This window comes from Naumannella halotolerans (genome assembly GCF_004364645.1).
Lineage (GTDB): Bacteria > Actinomycetota > Actinomycetes > Propionibacteriales > Propionibacteriaceae > Naumannella > Naumannella halotolerans.
In genome coordinates this window covers 171,599-192,646 of the sequence record NZ_SOAW01000001.1, presented here as the reverse complement: position 1 = coordinate 192,646, position 21,048 = coordinate 171,599, and the positions used below count along the sequence as shown (strand labels likewise).

Sequence of the window (21,048 nt, the reverse complement as noted above, 5' to 3'; positions counted from 1 at the left end):
GCCACTGATCGAGTGGGCCCACCAGGGTCTGACCGAGCAGCTCGCGGGAGTCGGCGCCGATCCGCGAACCACGCTTCTGCACACCGATGTCAGCGCCCTGCTGACCGAGCCCGGCCGGAGCTTCGATGCGATCGGGCTCGACGTGGACAACGGCCCCGACTTCCTGATCCATGCCGGCAACGCCGAGCTTTACGAACCCGACCTGCTGACCGCAGCCGTGGCCGCCCTGAACCCCGGCGGTGTGCTCGCGATCTGGTGTCAGCAACGCTCCGACGACCTGGCCGAGCGGCTGGCTCGGCTCGGCGAGACCGACCTGATCGAGGTCGCTGTCGAACGCGACGGACACCACATCGACTACGCCATCCACCGGGTACACCGAAGCGCCGGAAAGGGGCAGAATGGAACCATGACTGAGAACGACCCGACAACGGAGTACCGCATCGAGCACGACACCATGGGCGAGGTCCGGGTGCCGAAGAACGCTTTGTGGAAGGCCCAGACCCAGCGAGCCGTGGAGAACTTCCCGATCTCCGGTACGCCCATCGAGCCGGCCCTGATCCGTGCCCTCGGACTGATCAAGGGTGCCGCCGCCAAGGCCAATGCAGAGCTGGGTGTGCTGGACGCCGATGTCGCCGATGCGATCTCCGCCGCCGCTGCCGAGGTCGCCGCCGGCAAGTACGACGCGGAGTTCCCGATCGACGTCTTCCAGACCGGTTCCGGCACGTCGTCGAACATGAACGCCAACGAGGTGATCAGCAGCCTGGCCAGTGACGCCGGACCTTCGGTGCACCCGAACGACGACGTCAATGCCTCCCAGTCCTCCAACGATGTGTTCCCCAGCGCGATCCACATCGCGACCACCGATTCGTTGATCAACCACCTGATCCCCGCCCTGCGCCATCTGGAGGAGTCGCTGCAGCGCAAGGCCACGGAGTTCGCCGAGGTGGTGAAGTCCGGCCGTACCCACCTGATGGATGCCACCCCGGTCACCCTCGGCCAGGAGTTCGGCGGTTACGCCCGGCAGGTCCAGCTGGGCGTGGAGCGGATCGAGGCCGCCCTCCCGCGGGTCGCCGAACTGCCGCTCGGCGGGACCGCCGTGGGCACCGGCATCAACACCCCGCCCGGGTTCGCGCCGAAGGTGATCGCCACGATCGCCGACGAGACCGGTCTTCCGCTGACCGAGGCCAAGGATCATTTCGAGGCCCAGGGTGCACGCGATGGTCTGGTGGAGGCCTCCGGGGTGTTGCGTACCATCGCCGTCTCCCTGGTCAAGATCGCCAACGACCTACGCTGGATGGGCTCAGGACCCCGGGCCGGTCTCGGCGAGATCGCGCTGCCGGATCTGCAGCCCGGTTCGTCGATCATGCCGGGCAAGGTGAACCCGGTGATGTGTGAGGCGACCATCCAGGTCGGCGCGCAGGTGATCGGCAACGACGCAGCGGTCGGCTTCGCCGGCACCACGGGCAACTTCGAGCTGAACGTGATGTTGCCGATGATGGCGCGCAACGTCCTGGAATCGATCCGGCTGCTGTCGGCGGTCTCGCGACTGCTGGCCGACCGGTGTGTCGATGGCATCACCGCCCATGTCGAGCACTGCACCCATCTCGCCGAGTCCTCGCCGTCCATCGTCACCCCGTTGAACAAGTACATCGGGTACGAGAACGCGGCCGCGGTGGCGAAGCAGGCGCTGAAGGAGAACAAGAAGATCCGTCAGGTCGTGGTCGAGCGTGGGTACGTCAGCGACGGCCTGCTGACCGAGGAGCAGCTCGACACCGCACTCGACGTGCTGGCGATGACCAGGCGGCCGAGCTGAGCGGCGAACACCCTCCCGCGGTGCACACCGAGCCGGGTACGACCATCCGTCGTGCCCGGCTCGCTGATGTCACCGTCTGGGTGGAGACGCTGATCGAGGCCACCATCGCCACCTACGACTTCGGCCCCGAGTTCGCCTCCCTGCGCCGCAGTGAGACAGCCGAGCAACTGGCCGAGGCCACCGCTGCCCTGGCCGACCCTCGGTACGCGCTGTGGCTGGCCGAGGATGCCGAGGGCCCGCTCGGGGTGGCCGAGACCGGGCCCGGACCGCAGGGCTGGGAGATCGAACTCGGTTTCCCCGCCCCGCGGGTCGAGCACCAGTTGATCAAGCTCTATCTACTGCCCCGCGCCCAGGGACGAGGCCTCGGCCAGGCGATGCTGCAGCGGGCCCTGGGAACCGACCGGGCCTATCTGTGGGTGTTCGCGAGCAACCGCCGGGCGGTCGAGTTCTACCAGCGACACGGTTTCGTCGATGAGGGGATCGATGCCGATTCCGGCCCTACCTGGGCCAACATGGCGATGCGCCGGCTGATCCGTACCGACTGATCAGGCGGCACCGTCCACTCCGGTGCCGTCGACGTCCGGCGCCGTCGCCGTCGGGCTCTCGGCGAGTCGCCCCGGTCCGGGAACGAGCCGCCGGCGCAGCCCCGAACTGGTCGGGGGAAACCTCGCCTGTGCATAGTGGTCCCGTGGCTGTCCCCTCCTTGCGCGTACCCGGTCGAGTCGCTGTGGTTGCGTTGCGGGAAACCCTGGTCGTCCCGGTCCGTGACGGGCATGTCGATCCGCGCGGTTGGCGGCGACCGTTGCCGAGTGTGATCGTCGGCGCCTATCTGATGTACGCGGTGTTGATCATCACCGTTCTGGTCTCGGCCGTGGTGGTGGACCGGACCACGCCGGTGAATCGTTTCGACATCGCTCGGACCGCCGATCTTCCGGTCGCGCTGGGCTACTGGTTCACGATGCTCCTCACCTACTTGGCCTCCCTCGGTCTCGGCTGGGCCTGGCGGATCGGCTGCTGGCTGGTGCTGCTGGTGGTGAGTGTCGTCACCTGGCTGGTCGGCGTCTTCGCCGTGCTGGACGGCGGCAACCTGCTGAGCGCTGCGCTGAGCTTGATCAGCATCACCGTGGGGGCGATCCTGATGCTGGTGGCCACGATCACCGGCACCCGTGGGGAGCTTCGGTGGTCGACCACCATCCTGGCCACGCTGGGCCTGGCGGGTACCCAGCTGGCACCATCACTGATCAGCACCCGGGCCTCGGTGCTGGGATCGGACGCGCTGACCATGGTGGCGGCCCTGCTGATCCCGGTCTCGGTACCGCTGGCGGTTGCGGCCGGGACGACGTTCGCCCAGGTGGCGGTCAATCTCGGCGTCTACACGTTCACCGCGCTGCGCGACCTGACCGAGGCCCGGATCTGGCCGGTCGTCACCGGATTGCTGGCCGTGCCGGTGGTCGGGTTGGGGGTCTCCACCGGCTTGCGGATCGGCGGATCGGCGACGGCACTGACGATCGGCCACATGCTGATCAGCATCGGTGCCTGTTGGGCTGCGATGTCGCTGGCCGCTCGACGAGGGGCCTCTGCCCCGCAACCACTGCGGATCACCCAGTCCCTGGCCGATCGCGGGATGCTCTTCGGTCTGCTGCTGGGCAGTTGGGGTCTGCTCAACATGGTCGACAGCCTGTGGTTCACCCTGCCGCTCGGCTCCGGGGTGCTCGCCGACGGTGTGCTGCTGACCGGAGCGGTGATCATCGGGGTGCAGGCGATCCGGCGTGCGGATGCAGCCGCCGCGGTGCTGGCGGCCGCGATCGCGGTGATGGCAGCCTTCGCCGGCATCCGCATCCTGGCTGAGCTGCCCTCGCTGAGCGGTGCCGTCGGCTCAGCGGCACTGGCGGTGATCGCGGTCGCGCTGGCCCTGCCGCGATGGGGGCGATCGGGCTTCACCGACCGGCGATGGTTCGTCCTGGCGCTGGCTCTGCTGGTGTTGTTGATCTCCCCCTACCGGATCTACGTGGCCGAGCCGTTGGAATCGTTGGTGGGCAGCTCACAACTGGCGGTACTGCTGATCGGTCTGGTCTGGTTGCTGTTGACCGAGGCCGAATTCACCCGCCGGGATTCCCCGCGGCTGCCCAGAACCCCACGCCTGCTGCTCTTCCTGGCCTATGCCATGTGGGCGGCGACGATGACCGCGCTGGTCGCCCACGGCTCGGGATCCATGGCCATGGCCTTGGACCTGGGCCAACTGGCCGAGGCCGGTGATGCGGTGATCGGCTACGCGGTCGCCCCGGCGGTGGTCGTCGGCCTGCTCGCCATGGGCGAGGCCGACGCCGTCGTGGAGACCGCGCATCCCGAGCACGAGCTGGTGCTCACCGCGAAGTTGTGACCATCAGGATGCGATGATCACTCACCTTCCAGCATCTCGGTGACCAGCGCCGCGATCGGCGAACGCTCGGAGCGGGTGAGGGTGACATGGGAGAACAGCGGGTGCCCCTTCAGCTTCTCCACCACGGCCACCACGCCGTCGTGCCGGCCGACCCGCAGGTTGTCCCGCTGGGCGACGTCGTGGGTGAGGACCACCCGCGAGCCCTGACCGACCCGGCTGAGCACGGTCAGCAGCACATTGCGTTCCAACGACTGCGCCTCGTCGACGATCACGAAGGCATCGTGCAGGGAGCGGCCACGGATATGGGTCAACGGCAGCACCTCCAGCAGGTCCCGGTCGACCACCTCGTCGATCACGTTCTTGTCGGTGACCGCGCTCAGGGTGTCGAAGACCGCCTGCGCCCACGGCCCCATCTTCTCGCTCTCCGAACCGGGCAGGTATCCCAGCTCCTGACCGCCGACGGCGTACAGCGGGCGGAAGACGATCACCTTGGAGTGTTGACGCCGCTCCAGCACCGACTCCAACCCGGCGCACAGGGCGAGGGCGGATTTGCCCGTACCCGCACGACCGCCGAGGGAGACCACACCGATCGTCGGATCCAGCAACAGGTCCAGGGCGACTCGCTGCTCGGCCGAGCGACCGTGCAGCCCGAATGCGTCGCGGTCGGTGTTGATCAGACGCAGTTGCTTGTCCGGGGTGACCCGGGCCAGCGCGGAGGAACCGCCGCCGAGCAGCACCACCCCGGAATGGCAGGGGATGTCGCGAGCCTCGTCGAGATCGATCACCTGGTCGGCGTACAACCGGTCGACCACACCCGCATCGACCTCGAGTTCGGCCATCCCGGTGTACCCGGTCTCGATGGCGGCATCGGCGCGGTACTCCTCGGCCGGCAGGCCGACCGAGGAGGCCTTCACCCGCATCGGCAGATCCTTGCTGACCAGCACCACGTCGTGACCCTCGGCGCGGTAGTTCAGGGCGACGGCCAGGATCCGGGAATCGTTGTCCCCGAGCCGGAACCCGCTGGGCAGGACGGTCGGATCGGTGTGGTTGAGCTCGACATGGATGGTGCCGCCCTCCTCGTTCACCGGGACCGGGGCGTCGAGTCGGCCGAACTTGATCCGCAGGTCGTCCAGATGTCGCAGCGCGGTACGCGCGAAGTAGCCGAGTTCGGGATGGTGGCGTTTGCCCTCCAACTCGGTGATCACGACGACCGGCAGGACCACGTCGTGTTCGGCGAATCGACGCATGGCGTGCGGATCGCTCAACAACACCGAGGTGTCGATGACGATGGTGCGCGTCGTAGCGGCTGCGGCGGTGTGGGCGGTGCTCAATGACACGGTTTGTCCTCGCCGTGGGGCCGCACCTCACCGAGTCCGGCCCCACCTTTTCAGGTGATGGGCCGGGATTGGTCGGGGGCTGGTGATGCCCCTGCACGGCAGATCGGGGGTGGTACGGCGGCTCGGCCGCAACACCTCTCCCCCGCTCCCGTGATCGACACCTCGTGCCGAACGCGGGCCCGGGGCTGCACGGTCCAGCGACCGTGTCCTGCCGGGTCTGTCATGGATGACTTCCTTCCGGGTGACCGGCTTCCCCACCGGTCACGGCACAGACGCTACGGCGCCCGGCGGGGTACGACACACCGACTCGCCCGGTTGCGGATGAACGTTTCGTTACAGCGAGTTGGACACCTCGCAGGATCGACAGCCGACCACAACACGCGCGGTGAACCGCCGATACCGCTCAGCGTCCGAAGCGACGCTCCCGCTGGGAGTACGAGCGCAGCGCCCGGACGAAGTCGACCTTGCGGAAGTCGGGCCACAGGGCCTCACAGAAGTAGAACTCACTGTGCACCGACTGCCAGATCAGGAATCCCGACATCCGCTGCTCACCGGAGGTCCGGATCACCAGGTCCGGATCGGGCTGACCGGCGGTGTAGAGGTGGTCGGCGATGTCCTCGATCTCCAGGATGTCGGCCAACTCGGCGGTACTGACGCCCTTGCTCGCCTGATCGGCCAGCAGGGACCGGAAGGCGTCCCGCAGTTCGTGTCGTCCGCCGTAGGAGATGGCGATGTTGACGTGGATCGGCGCATCGGCACTGCTGCGGCGTTCGGCGGCCTGCAATCGTTGCCGTACCTCGATCGGCAACAGGTCGAGCGCCCCCACCAGCTGCACCCGCCGATGGCCATTGTCGGCGAGCTCCTCGACCAGTTCGGCGATCACCTCCAGCAGTGGCCCGAGCTCCGAGGCGTCGGCGCGGCGCAGGTTGTCGGTGGACAGCACCCACAAGGTGACGAGTCCGATCCCTGCCTCGGCGCACCAGTCGACGAATTCCTCCAAACGGTCTGCACCGGCGCGGTAACCGGCTGCCAGCGGTTGCCCGGGGGCGTTCAGTCGGGCCCAGCGACGGTTCCCGTCGGCCATCACCGCAACATGCTGGGGCAGTTTGTCGGTGTCCAGTTCGGCCAGCAGCCGATGTTCGTAGGTGGAGTAGAACAGGTCCGGCGGGCGCATCCCGGAGACCCGGTCGCGCAGGCGTTGCAGCGCACGCAGGGGCCCGGTGAGGATGCTCGACACAACCGAAAGACTAGACCAGTGCTGGGATCGCCGATGTGTGCTTGCCTCCGGTGATGAAGGGGATACGCTACCTACGAGACCGTAAGTTACGGTTCCGTAAGTTTTAGCTGCAGGATGCTGCAGAGCGAGGGGCGACGATGACAGCCGACATGGGTTTGGCCCCACTCAAACCCAAGCTGCGCGGCTGGCTGCATGCGGCCATGTTGCCGCTGTCGCTGGCCGCCGGGATCGTCCTGGTGATCTTCGCCCCGACCCAGCCGGGCAAGATCGGCGGTGCGGTCTTCCTGGCCGCCTCGGTGCTGCTCTTCGGTACGAGTGCGATCTACCACCGCTTCAGCTGGGGAACCAAGGGCTCGGCGATCCTGCGACGGATGGATCACGCCAACATCTTCATCTTCATCGCCGCCACCTACACCCCGATGGCCCTGCTGCTGCTCGACGGCGCCGACCGGTGGTGGCTGCTCGGGCTGGTCTGGGGTGCGGCGATCCTCGGCCTGTTGTCGCGGATCTTCTGGCTCAGCGCACCGCGCTGGTTCTACACCCTGCTGTACCTGGCGGTCGGCTGGGCGGCGGTCGGCTGGCTGAAACCGTTCTGGGACAACGGCGGACCGCTGGTCGTCGGGTTGATCATCGCCGGCGGCCTGCTCTACTCCCTCGGCGCACTCGTCTATGCACGCAAGGCCCCGAACCCGTCACCACAGTGGTTCGGCTTCCACGAGATCTTCCACCTGTGCACCGTGCTGGCCTTCGCCTGCCACTACGCCGCGATCAGCGTCGCCGCCTACTCCGCCTGAACCGCTGCCCGAGGCGTACCCGCCGGTCTCCCGGTGATCACTCCGCGGTCGAACCGAGCTTGGCCACCACCTCGGCGAACAGTGCCGACTTGATGTTGCCGAGGTTGGCCGCATCCTTGCCTGCCAGACCCTCGACCATCGCCGCTGCGGTCGCCGGCAGTTCCTCGATCGTCACCGCCGCCTCGACAATGCCGGCAGCCACCGCCGCCTCACCACCGAAACGGCGGCCGGTGGTCATCGCCACCCGGGCGGTGGAGGCGGGCAGGGTGCTGGTCAGCAGTGCCTGCATCCCGGGAGTGAAGGGCAGCGGCAGATCCACCTCCGGCAGGCAGAAGAAACCTCGGTCCGTTCGCATCACCCGCTGGTCGTGACACATCGCCAGCATCGCGCCGGCTCCGAACGCGTGGCCGTTGATCGCGGCGATGGTCGGCACCGGCAGGGTCAGTACCGCAGCCAGGAAGCGTTCGGTACGCGCGACGTAGTCGTGGAACTGGTCGCGATTGGCCAACACCCACTCCAGGTCGAGGCCGTTGGAGAAGAACTTGTCCTGGCCACTGGTGATCAGCGGCAGCACCTCGGGATCGGCGGCGACCTGTCCGAGCTGATCCTCCGCCGAGTCCAGCCACGGGGGTGAGAAGCGGTTCTCGTCGGCACCGAGGTCGAACACCCAGGCGGTGTCGGTACGGGTGATGGTCGGCATCGTCGGCCCCTTCGTCGCGCCATGGCAGAACTCGTCCGAGCTGCCGGGCCAGCCTGCCACATCGGAGCCGGGCCGAACCTGTTCGGGTGCGCGTCCGCCGTCACCGTCGGGAATAAATCCACCGGTTGATCGTTCAACAGTATGTGAAGAACATTGGATTCCTGTCGTTCGGCCACTGGACGCCGTCCCCGCACTCCGGCACCCGCAGTGCCTCCGATGTACTACTGCAGTCCATCGACCTGGCTGTCGCCGCCGAGGAACTCGGCGCCGACGGCGCCTACTTCCGGGTGCACCACTACGCCCGCCAGTGGACAGCAACAGGAATACCGGGGAACCTCCGTCAACGACGATGCGCAGTTCATCGACTATGAGCGATCCGACCAGAAGTAGCACCCTGGGGTGATCGAAAGCGGCGCACTGGAGGAACCGGTGCCACAACATCGAAACACGCTACAGTGAGCTTTGAAGACTTCGACGACGGTGTCGAGTCCCAGTTCAGCAGTTGAGGGCTGAGTTATGAAGATTCTCGCGCACGCTTTCACCATGATTCCCACGAATGATCTTGCGCGGACTGTCGCCGCTTACGTTGGGGGAAGTCTCGAGATTCTGTGGAGGCCGGATCCGCAGACGGCGATTGTCGGAGCGAATGAGCGCGCTTTTGTGATGGTTGAAGACGACCCTTCAGAGCGAGCTCTTGGGGCGGGTCCAGTGCTGCTAGTCGACGACTTGTCGACGATCGGCCTCGGCGGCACTAGCTCTTGGGTCATACCGCCGATGAACGTGCCGGTCGGCAAGTATGGTGCAGTAGATTGTGACGGAACTATTCTCCGGTACCTCGATTTGTCGACGTGCGCAGAAGACATCCCGAGCATCTGGTTCGGGAACTGAGGCGACGAGGGAATGACTGGCGATGGCATACAGTGACGGCGAAGCACACCTTGCGATAGCGTGATTAGATGCCGTTAACTTCGATCGAGACCGACGAATCAGAGTTGCATGTCGAGTGGGTCATCGACGCTCCAGTCGTTCGAACGTGGGAGACTCTGACCACGCCGTCTCACATTGGAGAGTGGCTTGGCACGGTCGTCTCTGGCTCGATTTCCTCGGGGTCGTCGTTCGCGATAGACCATGGCGACGGGTATCTATGTGAGTCGACGGTTGTGAAGTCTGAAGTCTTGCGTGCGTTGACCTATTCGTGGAAGTTCCCCGATGAGCCGCGCACCGATGTCACGTGGAGCCTGGCTCCTTATGGCGATGCCACATCGCTCACGTTGACGCACTCCGGCCTCGCCGACCTCGTCAGGTCTTATCGCGATGGTTGGCCTGTGCACCTTACATTCTTCGAAGGGTCCGCGCTCGGGACACCTCTGCCTTGGTCGATGTTCTGGCAGATCCACTCAACAATCGTTAATCTCAATGCACCGGGCTAAGTTTCGGCGGGCAGATGTGATGAAAAAATCCCAGCGATACACAGCCCACCTCGCCATCTCATCGGAGTGAATCTCTGCTGTCATTTTCGTCTTAGGTATCGCACAACTCCGATAGCGCGACAACGCCGAGGATAGTCAATTCTGAGGACGCTGGTTGAACTGGAGCTTGTGACCATCGGGAGCGTCGACTGTTGCATAGGTGCCCCAAGGTTCGCGTGTTACATCGGAGGTCGTCGCGCCGCGGGCACGCAATTCTTCGACTGTGGCCGCGACATCGTCAGCCGCGAACGTCAGGAATGCGCCGTCGCCGGGCTGCTTTCCGAACGATTCAGCCGAGGCGAGCACGATGGACGACTGAGCCTCGCCAGGCTTGACCTCCAACCAACGTGAACCTTCACCCATATCGGCATCCATGACTACAGCGAAGCCGAGAATGTCCCTGTAGAACTCCAGTGCGGAGTCTTGATCGCTAACGTAGAGTACGGCTGAAGCTATTGAAGTGATCATGAGCCGATGCTACAGGCGGGCGCACAGACGTACTAGTGGTTGAACAGCTTGGGCGAAATGACCTTTCGGGTGTCATAACACCGATATGCGCTACGAGAACCCGTTCTACATGACCGAGGACGCCGGCTCGGCCGACCTGATCTCCGGTGGCAGGCTGCAACTGGGCATCAGCCGGGGATCGCCCGAGCAGGTGATCGACGGTTGGCGCTACTTCGGTTACGCCCCGGCCGAGGGCCAGTCGGATGCCGATATGGCCCGCAACCACACCGAGGTCTTCCTCGAACTGCTGAAGGGTGAGGGATTCGCCCGACCGAATCCGCGCCCGATGTTCCCCAACCCGCCGGGCCTGCTGCGTCTGGAGCCGCATTCGGAGGGCTTGCGCGACCGGATCTGGTGGGGTGCCGGTTCGGATGCCACGGCTCGCTGGGCGGCGAAGCTGGGTATGAACCTGATGTCGTCGACGCTGAAAGACCACGAGAGCAACGAGCCCTTCCACGTCCAGCAGGCGAAGCAGATCCGTACCTTCCGGGAGGCGTGGAAGGAGGCCGGCCACGAGCGCGAACCGCGTACCTCGGTCAGCCGCAGCATCTTCGCCCTGGTCAACGACACCGACCGCGCCTACTTCGGCAGCGACCGTGACACCAACGACCAGATCGGTGTGATCGACTCCACCAAGTCGATCTTCGGCCGCAGCTATGCCGCCGAACCCGATGTGCTGGCGAAGGAACTCGCCGAGGACGAAGCGATCGCCGAGGCCGACACCTTGTTGTTGACGGTGCCGAACCAGCTCGGCGTCGACTACAACGCCCACGTGATCGAGAGCATCCTCACCCAGGTCGCACCCGAACTCGGCTGGCGCTGAACCACAAGGCCACGTCCCCAGGACGTGGCCTTGTGCGCGTCCGGAGAAGCTAGGATCCGACGATGATCGCAGCCGTGCACGGTGAGGGCATTCCGCTCTTCCTGGTTCATGGTTTCGGTGTTGATCACCGGATCCTGCTTCCGTTGGAGCGATCCGTCGGCAGCGAACGCTGGCAGCGCATCTACATCGACCTTCCTTGGGCCGAGCGAGCCACCGACACCGGTGAGCGCACCCCGAGACAACTTGCCGACACCGTGCTGGACGAGGTGGTCCGGACCGTCGGCGACGGTCCGTTCGCCATCCTCGGCAACTCCTTCGGGGCGCTACTGGCTCGCCATGTCAGTCATGCGCTACCCGAACAGTGCCTGGGAGTCGCCACGCTCGCCGGTGTGCTCCAGCCGGATCATGCTCGCCGGACACTCCCCGCCCGCGAAGTGGTGGTGCACGACCCCGAGGTCCTTGACCGGGCGGGGCAATGGCGAGGTGCCTTCGAGGAGATGACGGTCCTGCAGACACCGACGATGCTGCGTGATTTCGAGGAGTACGTCCTACCGGGGCTACGTGGCTGCGATCAACACGTGCTCGATCGCCTGAGCGCTTCCTACACCGACGCGTACTCACCGGAGACCGAGGCAGCATCAGCCTTCCCAGCACCTGCCCTGCACCTCTTCGGCAGGCAGGATCAGGTAGTCGGGTACGAGGACGGACTGGCCTTCCAGCACCATTACCCGCACGGCACCTTCGTCGTCCTCGACGGTGCCGGGCACAACCTCCACCTGGAGCAGCCGGAGGTCGTCGGTGCACTTGTCCGCGACTGGCTGCACCGGGCGGAGAACTTCTGAGCTGGGATGCTACTGGCATGTCACTGACCAACACTCGGCTGGGAATCGTCCTCGATGCGATGGAACGCTCCGAGTCGTCCCGCCAGGTGCAGCGGTTGGTGGCGGCCTTCGGCGGATCTCACGAACAGGTACGGGATCTCCGGATCGGTGACCCCACCCTGGCATCGCGTCATCTGCACTTCCCCGGTGGCGGCCGGGTCGTCCTGCACGACGACACCGTCGTTGCCGTCGCCTTGCCCGACGGCCGGTCGGGCCGGATCATCTGCTTCACCCTGGTTCGCGGCGGCCCTCCCACCGTGGAGTACTGCTCCTACAACGAGGCCCTGCGGCATCCGCTGGAGCCGGTCCCGCCGATCGAGTCCTGGGCCGATCCCGAGCGGATCACCGCACACGAGCAGTCGATGCGCTATCTCGATCACCGACCCGGTGAGTGGTTCCTCGCCGGACGCGGCGAGGACCTCTTCCTCAGCGCCCGTTACTCACCGGTCACGGTCGTCGACAGCAGCGCACTGATCCGGCTCTCGGCCGAGGAGGCCGCGGACTGCCGCCTGCGCGGGCGTCGCGCGCTCGACGAACTCGCCCGACGCATCGAATCCTCCGGCCCGCATCACCCCGAGTCCGAATTCCATTCCCGCGATCTCGAATGCGGCCCGGCCGCGAAGTCCTTGCGCGAGGAGTTCTCCGCGGCGATCGCACCCCACACCTGGCGCGCCGCCGAGTCCAGGGCACAGCGGTGAGCGAAGCCACCGAACAGCCCCCGCGGCGATGCCCGTCGCCGACTTCTCCGGCCTTCGACTGGGCCTGCTGAGCGGACTGGCCAACACCGTGCATGACCGCGCGTGCAGTTCGCGACCGGGAGCGGTCTGCCCTACTCGATCACCATGCTCACGTACTCGCGGCCGTCGGTGGTGGTCACCTGGTTGCGGACGGTACGTCCGACCAGCGCGGCGGCCTGCCGCAGTCCGTCGACCTCGCCCTCGAACTCCATCGTGGCCCGATCACCGGGCTGCGGATCGCTCACGAACTCGGTCTCGGCGGAAAGACTCAGCAGGTACTTGTCGAGCAGATCCTCCAGCGGGTACTGACTGTCGTCGTCCTCCTCATAGGTGAACGAGAGCAACAGCTTCGGCTCACCGGATTCCCCCTCCTGCCGATCCCGGTAGATACCGTCACCCAAGGACTCGAAACGACTTGCGTCGTCGGCCCAGGCAGGAGTTTCGACTGTGAAGTCCTTCATCGTCACCTCATCATCTCGGGCCAACATGGCCGTACCGACGTGGCCGCCGACATCGGCGGCCGCTGCGGTCAATGATGCAGGATCCAGGTGTCCTTGCCGCCACCGCCCCGGGAGGAGTTGACGATCAACGAGCCCGCCGGGGCGACCCGGGTCAGTGCGCCGGGAACGATCAGGCTCTCGATGTCCTCCCCCTGTGCCCGCAGGTGGATGAACACCCGCAGGTCCATGTGGTGCGGATGCAGCCCCTCACCGTCGAACGTCGGGTGGGTCGACAGTTTCAGCACCTCCTGGGCGATGAACCGCTCCGGATTCGCCAACAACTCCGCGCGCCGCGCATCCAGTTCCTGCTCGGTCGCCGAGGGCCCGATGGTGATTCCCGTACCACCGAATCCGTCGATCGGTTTGACCACGAGTTGATCGAGGTTGGCGAGTACGAAATCGCGCTGATCACGTTCGGCGCACAACCAGGTCGGGATCTGCGGCAGCAGCGGTTTCTCCCCCAGGTAGTACTCGATCATCGCCGGTACGAAGGCATAGATCGCCTTGTCGTCGGCGACTCCGTTGCCGAGTGCGTTGACCAGCGACAGATTCCCCGAACCGATGGCATCGACGATCCCCTGCCGCAACCGATTGCCCTCCCCGTCGCTGGAGGTGAGCAACATGTCCTCCTCCATCCGCAGGTAGATCACATCGATCCGGCGTTCCTTGCCTCGCTTGCGCCAGTAGATGCAGCCGTCCCTGGCCACCAGATCGTCGGTGCCCAGCAAGGGCATCCCGGCACGCTCGGCGATCATGGTGTGCTCGAACCAGGCCGAATCCGTCGAGCCTGAACTGACCAGCACCACATGCGGATCACCGTCGGCACCCGGTGGTGCGGCGGCGCGCAGGGTGTCGACGATCAATTGCGGGATCGACTCGGTGGACAACAGTTCTCCGGGATGCGGCACGTCGGCGCCGAACTGGTCCATCATCGCCCGGTTCGCCATCGCGTACCCGATTCCACTGGGTACCCGCAGATTGTCCTCCAGCACCGAGAACTCCCCCGGCCCGGTGTTCACCAGGTCGAAGCCGCTGATGTGGTTGCGGACGGTCTGCCACCGGGGCATCCGGCCGATGGACCGGAAACCCGGTGCCCGGTCCAACAGCTCCGGCGGCAGGATCCGGTCGCCGATGATCTGCTGGGCGCCGTAGATGTCGCGCAGGAAGGCATTCAGTGCCTTGGCGCGTTGACCGAGTCCGTCGGCCAGTTCCTGCCACACCTCGGCGGTCACCACTCGCGGGATCAGGTCCAGCGGGAAGACATTGGCCCGTGGCGACCCGGTGGCCCGGAAGGTCACCCCCTGGCGTCCCTGTTCGCGTTCCACCGCATACTGCATCCGGCGCAAGGAGACCGGCCCGATCCGGTCGACCGCGCCGAGCACGTCGGCATAGAGCGGGCGCGGTTCGCCCCGCTCGTCGATCGCCTCGTCGTAGGCCGGTGAACCGCTGGCGGGCAGCTCGTCGCGATCCAGTCTGCGGTAGCCGAGCAGCATGCTGCCGCCCTCCAGCGGCAGCAGGGCTGCCGAGGGCTGGCCGGCGGTCTCGGCCACCATCAGGTCCACCACATCGGTCAGCAGACCGCGTCGGCGCATCACCCGACGTTGGCGTGAGGCCGAGCTGCCGATCCGCAGCGCGTGGTGCACCAGGTCACAGATCAGTGCATAGTCCCCCGATTCCTCCAGTTGCGGCCGCAGTGCCTCGGTGAGTTCCAACAGCAGATCGCTGGCTCGCCGGGGGCGGCCGGTGAGCGGGTCGATCAGCTCACCCTCCATCCCCGAGCGGGCGGCCTGCCAGATCGCCGCGCGCACCATCGGCGCCTGCATCGACGCGATCGGTGGCAGTCCGGCAGCCAGCAGCTCCGCCTCCCGGACGACCAGTGCCCGGAACAGACCGGCGATCGCGGCGATCGTCTCCACCGAGGAGCAGGAGTCGCAGATCCGCAACTCCAGGGTGTTCAGATGCGCCGAGGGCCGGATGTCGAAGTAGACCATGCCCGGATCGGTGATCACGCCGGAGGCGACGAGTTGCTCGATCAGTGCGTCGTACTCGGCGGCCGAGGACACCGGTGCGGCCGGACCGGCGGTGGGCCAGCGCTGCCAGACCAGGGTGCGGGCGCTGGCGTACCCGGTGTCGGATCCGTCGGACCAGTACGGCGAGGAGCAGCTGAGGGCGAGCAACAACGGGATCCATGGCTCCAGCCGCCTCGCCACCCGGACCGCTTCGTCCCGGTCCACGACATCGACATGCACCTGGGTGCCGCAGATCAGTTGTTCGCGGGCGAGCAGCTGGTAGTCGGCGAGCATCCGTCGATACCGCGGGGTCTCGGTCACCTGCAGATCGGCCGGGATCGACAAGGGCATGGTTCCCGCGGCCGCGACCCCCACGCCGAATCGTTCGGCGGTCGCGCTGAGCGTCCGCCGGTTCTTCAGCAGGTTGTCCCGCAGCCCCGACAGGTCGCTGAAGACCGAGGAGTTCGATTCCACGACGAAGCGCTGCATCTCGGCGACGTAGATGTCCGGCGGCAGTGCGGCGAGGATGTCCTCGGCCCGGGAGACGAGTCGCCGGGTGTCGAGATCGACGAGTTGGAACTCCTCCTCGACGCCCAGTTTTCGGACCTTGCCCCCGGACGTCATGGCCTCACCATAGAGCGCCGGTCGTGGACACAGGCACCAATCGGCAGAATTCACACGGGTTCATCAGCCGGGCAGCAACAGATCCTCGGTGCCGCCTCCGTCGAGCGCCCGCCGGATGTCGGGTACGGCGGTGATCAACTGCCGCGTGTAGGGATCGGCAGGGTCTGCCCAGATCCGTTCCACCGGACCGAGCTCGACGATCCTTCCCCGATGCATCACTGCCATCCGGTCGCACAGGTGCCGGACCACCGACAGGTCGTGGGAGACGAAGATCAGGGTCAGGTCAAGGTCGTCGACCAGGTCTGAGATCAGGTCCAGCACCTGGGCGCGGACCGAGACGTCGAGGGCACTCACCGGTTCGTCGGCCAGCAGGATCGACGGCCGGGGCGCCAGTGCCCGGGCGATCGAGATCCGCTGCCGCTGGCCACCGGAGAACTGATGCGGGAACCGCCGCCCGGACTCCGGTGGCAGGCCGACCTGTTCCAGCAGCTCGGCCACCCGGGCGGCCTTGGCCGCCGGAGTCTCCCGGCGCAGGGTCTCACCGATGATGTCGGCCACCCGCATCCGGGGATCGAGGGAACCCGCGGGATCCTGGAAGACGAGTTGTAGTTCGTCCCGCAGGAAACCCAGCCGTCGCTCGGACAGACCAGTGATCTGGGTCCCGTTCACGTGCACGGTGCCGCTGGTGGGCTGGTCCAGGCCGGCCAAGATCCGCAGCAGCGTCGACTTGCCCGAACCCGACTCACCGACGATGCCGAACCTCTCCCCTGTGGACACCTCGAAGTCCAACCCTTGCAGGGCGTCGACCACCGGAGCCCGCTGCAGCACCGAGGCACGCGATCGCCGGTACTGCCGGGTCAGCGACCGCACGGTCACCATCGGTCGCGGATCAGCCACCTCCCCGGGATCCTTCGGTGACAGCTCGGAGGCGGTGATCAGTTTCCTGGTGTAGGGATGCTGCGGATCGGTCAGCACCTGCTCCACGGTCCCCTGCTCGACGATCTCGCCGTCGTTCATCACCAGCACCCGCTCACAGACCGTGGCGACCACCGCCAGGTCATGGGTGATCAACAACAAAGCCGCGTCCTCGGCACTGACACTGCGCACGATCTGGTCCAAGATCCGCGCCTGCACGGTCACATCCAGGGCGGTGGTCGGCTCGTCGCAGATCAACAACGCGGGATGGTTGGCCATCGCGATCGCGATCACCACGCGTTGCCGCTGGCCGCCCGAGAGCTGGTGGGGATAGGCGCGGGCAGCCTGCTCGGGGTCGGCCAGCCCGACCTGGCCGAGCAACTCGACCGCGCGCCGGCGGGCGGCAGCCCGGGACTCCACGGTGTGGTGGATCACCATCACCTCCGCGACCTGTTCCCCCACCCGCATCGTCGGGTTCAGCGCCGTCATCGGTTCCTGGAAGACCATCGACACGGTCTTTCCCCGCAGGCGCGCGAGTGCGGACTCCTTCGCCGTCTGCGCCTGCCACCGATGATCACCGAGGGTGATCGCACCGGTGGCCCGCAGACCCTGCGGCAACAGACCGATGGTGCCCAGGGCGGTCAGCGACTTGCCCGAACCGGACTCACCGATCAGGCCGACGCGTTCCCCGGCGCCGACGCTGAAACTGACACCACGGACCAACGACCCCCGTTCCCAGCCGATGTTCAGATCCTCCACGCCGAGCACTGTGCGCATCACACCTCACCTCCCCCGGGCCAGTCGCGGATCCAACCGGTCCCGCAGACCGTCACCGAGCAGATTGAACCCGAGTACCGCCAGTGCGATCGCCACGCCCGGGATGATCGCCAATCGTGGTGCGGTGAACAACAACTGCTGGGATTCCGACAGCATCCGTCCCCAGGACGGAACCGGCGGCGGTGTCCCCATCCCGAGGAAGGACAGGGCCGCCTCGGCGAGGATCGCGATCGCGAAGGACACCGAGGCCTGCACGATGATCAGGCTCGCCACCCCGGGAAGGACATGCCGGGCCGCGATCCACAGCGGACCTCGGCCGGCTGCCCGGGCGGCCAGGATGTAGTCGGCATGCAGGATCTGCAGGGTTCCCGAGCGAATCACCCGGGCGAAGATCGGTACGGTCGAGATACCGATCGCGATCATCGCCACCTCGGTGCTGCCGCCGTAGATGGCGGTGAACATGATCGCCAGCAGCAGGGCGGGGAAGGCCAGCAGCAGATCCACCCCGCGGGACAGCAACTCCCCCAGGATCCGCGGCAACATGGCGGCGGCGATGCCAAGCGGTACGCCGATCAGCGCCGCCACACCGACCGCCACGACGCCCACCCACAAGGTGGTACGGGCACCGACGATGATCTGGCTGAACACATCGCGCCCCAGCGCATCGGTGCCGAACCAATGACGCCCCGACGGTCCCTGCAACCGATCGACGGCGTTCACATAGGTCGGATCCCAAGGTGTCCAGGCCAGACCGATCAGTGCGCTGCCGATGATGATCGCGACCACCACCGTACCGACGAGCAAACTCGGATTGCGCCTCACCGGCTGCTCCGCAACCGCGGGTCGATCACCACGTAGAGCGCATCGACGAGGAAGTTGATCACCAGCACGATCAGCACCAGCACCATCACCACGTTCTGCACGATGATCAGGTCCCGGCTGCTGACCGCGTTCAACAGCACCGAGCCGATCCCGGGGATCACGAACACCCGCTCGATCACCACCGCGCCGATGATCAAGGTGGTCAACTGCAGACCGAGCACCGTCACCACCGGGATGGCAGCATTGCGCAGTCCGTGGCGGATCAGGGCCTGCACCGGCCGCAATCCCTTCGCCCGGGCGGTGCGCAGATAGTCCTCCCCCAGCACGTCCAGCACTGCGCTGCGGACGTAGCGGGCCAGCACCGCGGACTGCACCAGCGCCAGGGCCAGGGCAGGCATGATCAGGTTCTCCAGGAAGCCGAGCGGGTCCTGCGCCGGGACGGTCCAGCCGCCGGCCGGCAACCAGCGCAGCTTCACCGCGAAGACGGTCACCAGCACGATGCCTGCCAGGAAGGCCGGCACGGCCATCCCCACCTGGGAGATCCCCGAGAGCAGCAGACCCGATGGTTTGCCGTTCCGCAGCGCCATCAGGCACCCGAACGGAACCGCGATCACCATCGCCAGCACCATCGAGACCCCGACCAACCACAGACTCACCTGCAGGCCGTCGCTGATCAACGGTGCGATCGGGGTACGCGAGATCCAGGACTCCCCCAGATCGAAGGTGAGGAACCCGCCGATCCAGTCCAGGTACTGCACCGGCAGCGGCCGGTCCAGACCGAACTGGGTACGCAGGGCCGCGATCGCCTCCGGCGAGGAGTTGACGCCGAGCGCGACCCCCGCCGGGTCACCGGGAAGCACCGCCATGAAACCGAAGACCAGCACCGAGGAGACGAACACCCCGACGATCAACAGCAACAGGCGGACTCCCAGCCGCAGCGCAACGGCCATCGATCAGCTCGTACCCAGGCTCGACAGGTCGAAGGACTCACTGATCGCATTCTCCGGCAGGCCGGTGATGTCGGCATCGGCGACCATCAGGTTCGGCAACAGGAACAGGAAGTCCGCAGCCGCGTCCTCCGACAGCTTGCGTGCTGCGGCCTGCATGTTCTCCACCTGCGCGGTCTCGTCACCGGTGTCGGCGGCCTCCAGCAGTTCGACGAACTCCGGGTCCCCATACTTGGTGTAGTAGTCCGGGTCACCGAAGACCGCACCGATGTCGCGTGGTTCGACATGGGAGACGATCGACATGTCGTAGTCGGCATCGGTGAAGACGGTCTGCAACCACTGGCTGGGGAACTCCAGCTGGTCCAGCTCGACGGTGAAACCGGCCTCCTCGAGCTGGCTCTGCACGACCTGGCCACAGGCCACCGCGTACGGCAGTGCCGGGATCCGCAGACGGACCGTGGCGCCGGGATGATCGGATCCGGCGAGCAGGTTCCGGGCCGCTTCGGGATCGTAAGGGTAGACATCGGTCAGATCCTCGTACCACGGGTCGGTGGGCGGCACCATCGACCCGATCAGGGTGCCCCGGCCGGCCCAGCAGGTGTCGAGCAGCGCCCGATGGTCGATCGCGGTCCGGGCTGCCTTGCGTACCTCGGGATCACTCATCGGCTCGGTCGAGTTGTTGAACGACAACACGACCTCACCGTTGGTCGTGCCCTCGATGATCTGGAAACGGTCGTCGCCCTCGAACTGGGCCAGCGATTCGGGTGCCTGCACCGTACCGACGATGTTGATGTCACCGCTGAGCAGCGCATTGTTCAGCGCGGTCGGATCCTCGAAGTAGCGGAACACCACCTCGGCGAAAGCCGGGACGGCACCCCAGTAATCGTCATTGCGGTTCAGGCTGATCGAGGTACCACGCTGCCACTCACCGAAGGTGTAGGGGCCCGTGCCGACCGGCGCATTGGCCAGATCGTCGACCCCCTCGGGCGTCATCATGGCCCCGATCCGGGTGGTCATCCGGTAGAGCCAGTCGTTCGACGGCTCATTGAGCGTGACCTGCAGTTCGGTGTCGGAGATCGCCTCGGCCGACTCGACCTTGTCCATCGCCGACTTCAACGAGATGGTCCAGTCCTCCTGCACCCGCTCGATGGAGAACACCGCGTCCTCGGCGGTGAAGGTCTTGCCGTTGCTGAAGGTGGCATCCGGGGTGAGCTGGAAGGTGTAGGTCGTCCGGTCCTCGCTGACGGTCCAGGACTCGGCCAGCGCGGGCACGATCTCCCCGGTTGCGGAGTCGACCTTCACCAAGGTCTCGTAGACGTTGTAGAGCAACACCTGTGGAATCGCGGCGCCGTCGGTGGTGGTGAAGTCGAGGTTGGCCGGTTCGGCGACCAGACCCACCTGCAGACTCGTCGGCGCCTCCTCCTCGGTGGTGCCGCCCTGCTCCTGCGAGGCTCCGGCCGAACAGGCGGCCGTGACGACCATCGCGATCATGGCGCCGATCGTCAGCCCGGCTCGCTGCCAGCTGTTCTTCATCAACGTGTCCTCCCGTTGCGGGTGCCCTGGGCTGCGTTGCCCCGGCATGCGGTGCGCACAATGCCGAAGCGTAGGGCCCACCGCTCCCGGAGGGGAGCCGATCTCCCGAACCGTGGGCAATGTGTGACCTTTGCCGGGCGCAGCCTTGCGCCCCGCGGCGTCTGCCCTCCGGTCGTCGATGATCAGCTTCCCGTACGCCACTGCAGCGCCGCCGGCCCGGCGATACGCTGCGAGCACCCGATC

General features: G+C 66.4%; 18 protein-coding genes. 8 read left to right on the top strand and 10 right to left on the bottom strand.

What is annotated here, in order from left to right; all coding sequences use genetic code 11:
- The first annotated feature begins 406 nt into the window (after positions 1–406).
- The 3 genes from CLV29_RS00920 (at position 407) to CLV29_RS00910 (ending at position 4,193) form a co-directional block, all read left to right on the top strand.
- Complete coding sequence (locus CLV29_RS00920) at positions 407–1,813, top strand: class II fumarate hydratase (protein WP_133754946.1); 1,407 nt, start codon at positions 407–409, stop codon at positions 1,811–1,813.
- A 20-nt stretch (positions 1,814–1,833) separates the two neighbouring features.
- Positions 1,834–2,358 carry a GNAT family N-acetyltransferase gene (locus tag CLV29_RS00915; RefSeq protein WP_166649088.1) on the top strand — a complete coding sequence of 175 codons (525 nt, stop codon included), beginning with the start codon at positions 1,834–1,836 and terminating at the stop codon, positions 2,356–2,358.
- Between the two features lie 143 nt (positions 2,359–2,501).
- Positions 2,502–4,193 carry a hypothetical protein gene (locus CLV29_RS00910; protein WP_133753220.1) on the top strand — a complete coding sequence of 564 codons (1,692 nt, stop codon included), beginning with the start codon at positions 2,502–2,504 and terminating at the stop codon, positions 4,191–4,193.
- 17 nt (positions 4,194–4,210) lie between these two features.
- Here the strand turns inward: CLV29_RS00910 and CLV29_RS00905 are convergent, their stop codons facing one another.
- Both CLV29_RS00905 and uppS read right to left on the bottom strand, forming a co-directional pair.
- Positions 4,211–5,530 carry an RNA 5'-3' helicase PhoH2 gene (locus tag CLV29_RS00905; protein ID WP_424991520.1) on the bottom strand — a complete coding sequence of 440 codons (1,320 nt, stop codon included), beginning with the start codon at positions 5,528–5,530 and terminating at the stop codon, positions 4,211–4,213.
- Between the two features lie 403 nt (positions 5,531–5,933).
- The gene (uppS, locus tag CLV29_RS00900) at positions 5,934–6,704 is read right to left on the bottom strand and encodes a polyprenyl diphosphate synthase (protein ID WP_133754944.1); all 771 of its coding nucleotides are present in this window, start codon (positions 6,702–6,704) and stop codon (positions 5,934–5,936) included.
- Between the two features lie 200 nt (positions 6,705–6,904).
- Here uppS and trhA point away from each other — a divergent pair, with 200 nt between their 5' ends.
- Complete coding sequence (gene trhA, locus CLV29_RS00895; protein ID WP_133753219.1) at positions 6,905–7,561, top strand: PAQR family membrane homeostasis protein TrhA; 657 nt, start codon at positions 6,905–6,907, stop codon at positions 7,559–7,561.
- Between the two features lie 37 nt (positions 7,562–7,598).
- Here the strand turns inward: trhA and CLV29_RS00890 are convergent, their stop codons facing one another.
- On the bottom strand, positions 7,599–8,261 hold the full coding sequence (locus CLV29_RS00890; RefSeq protein ID WP_133753218.1) for an enoyl-CoA hydratase-related protein: 663 nt from the start codon (positions 8,259–8,261) through the stop codon (positions 7,599–7,601).
- A 956-nt stretch (positions 8,262–9,217) separates the two neighbouring features.
- Here CLV29_RS00890 and CLV29_RS17140 point away from each other — a divergent pair.
- The gene (locus CLV29_RS17140) at positions 9,218–9,691 is read left to right on the top strand and encodes an SRPBCC family protein (RefSeq protein ID WP_133753217.1); all 474 of its coding nucleotides are present in this window, start codon (positions 9,218–9,220) and stop codon (positions 9,689–9,691) included.
- Positions 9,692–9,826: 135 nt separating this feature from the next.
- Here CLV29_RS17140 and CLV29_RS00875 read toward each other — a convergent pair whose 3' ends face one another.
- On the bottom strand, positions 9,827–10,198 hold the full coding sequence (locus CLV29_RS00875; RefSeq protein ID WP_133753216.1) for a VOC family protein: 372 nt from the start codon (positions 10,196–10,198) through the stop codon (positions 9,827–9,829).
- 85 nt (positions 10,199–10,283) lie between these two features.
- Here CLV29_RS00875 and CLV29_RS00870 point away from each other — a divergent pair, with 85 nt between their 5' ends.
- The 3 genes from CLV29_RS00870 (at position 10,284) to CLV29_RS00860 (ending at position 12,639) form a co-directional block, all read left to right on the top strand.
- Positions 10,284–11,060, top strand: coding sequence for an LLM class flavin-dependent oxidoreductase (locus tag CLV29_RS00870; RefSeq protein WP_208292700.1), 777 nt, complete (start codon positions 10,284–10,286; stop codon positions 11,058–11,060).
- Positions 11,061–11,122: 62 nt separating this feature from the next.
- Complete coding sequence (locus tag CLV29_RS00865) at positions 11,123–11,902, top strand: alpha/beta fold hydrolase (RefSeq protein WP_133753215.1); 780 nt, start codon at positions 11,123–11,125, stop codon at positions 11,900–11,902.
- A 17-nt stretch (positions 11,903–11,919) separates the two neighbouring features.
- The gene (locus CLV29_RS00860) at positions 11,920–12,639 is read left to right on the top strand and encodes a hypothetical protein (protein ID WP_133753214.1); all 720 of its coding nucleotides are present in this window, start codon (positions 11,920–11,922) and stop codon (positions 12,637–12,639) included.
- 131 nt (positions 12,640–12,770) lie between these two features.
- Here the strand turns inward: CLV29_RS00860 and CLV29_RS00855 are convergent, their stop codons facing one another.
- From CLV29_RS00855 to CLV29_RS00830, 6 genes are all read right to left on the bottom strand, one after another.
- The gene (locus tag CLV29_RS00855) at positions 12,771–13,211 is read right to left on the bottom strand and encodes a hypothetical protein (protein ID WP_133753213.1); all 441 of its coding nucleotides are present in this window, start codon (positions 13,209–13,211) and stop codon (positions 12,771–12,773) included.
- A complete protein-coding gene (locus tag CLV29_RS00850) occupies positions 13,208–15,811 on the bottom strand; it encodes a glutamate--cysteine ligase (protein ID WP_208292699.1) in 2,604 nt (867 codons plus the stop codon). Before CLV29_RS00850 ends, CLV29_RS00855 begins: the two co-directional genes overlap by 4 nt.
- A 63-nt stretch (positions 15,812–15,874) precedes the next feature.
- On the bottom strand, positions 15,875–17,503 hold the full coding sequence (locus CLV29_RS00845) for a dipeptide ABC transporter ATP-binding protein (protein WP_133753212.1): 1,629 nt from the start codon (positions 17,501–17,503) through the stop codon (positions 15,875–15,877).
- A 6-nt stretch (positions 17,504–17,509) separates the two neighbouring features.
- Entirely contained in the window at positions 17,510–18,325 is an 816-nt protein-coding gene (locus CLV29_RS00840; protein WP_133753211.1) for an ABC transporter permease, read from the bottom strand.
- Complete coding sequence (locus CLV29_RS00835) at positions 18,322–19,275, bottom strand: ABC transporter permease (protein ID WP_133753210.1); 954 nt, start codon at positions 19,273–19,275, stop codon at positions 18,322–18,324. Before CLV29_RS00835 ends, CLV29_RS00840 begins: the two co-directional genes overlap by 4 nt.
- 3 nt (positions 19,276–19,278) lie before the next feature.
- Positions 19,279–20,805 (bottom strand): ABC transporter substrate-binding protein, encoded by a 1,527-nt coding sequence (locus CLV29_RS00830; protein ID WP_133753209.1) that lies wholly within the window; start codon positions 20,803–20,805, stop codon positions 19,279–19,281.
- Between the last annotated feature and the right edge of the window lie 243 nt (positions 20,806–21,048).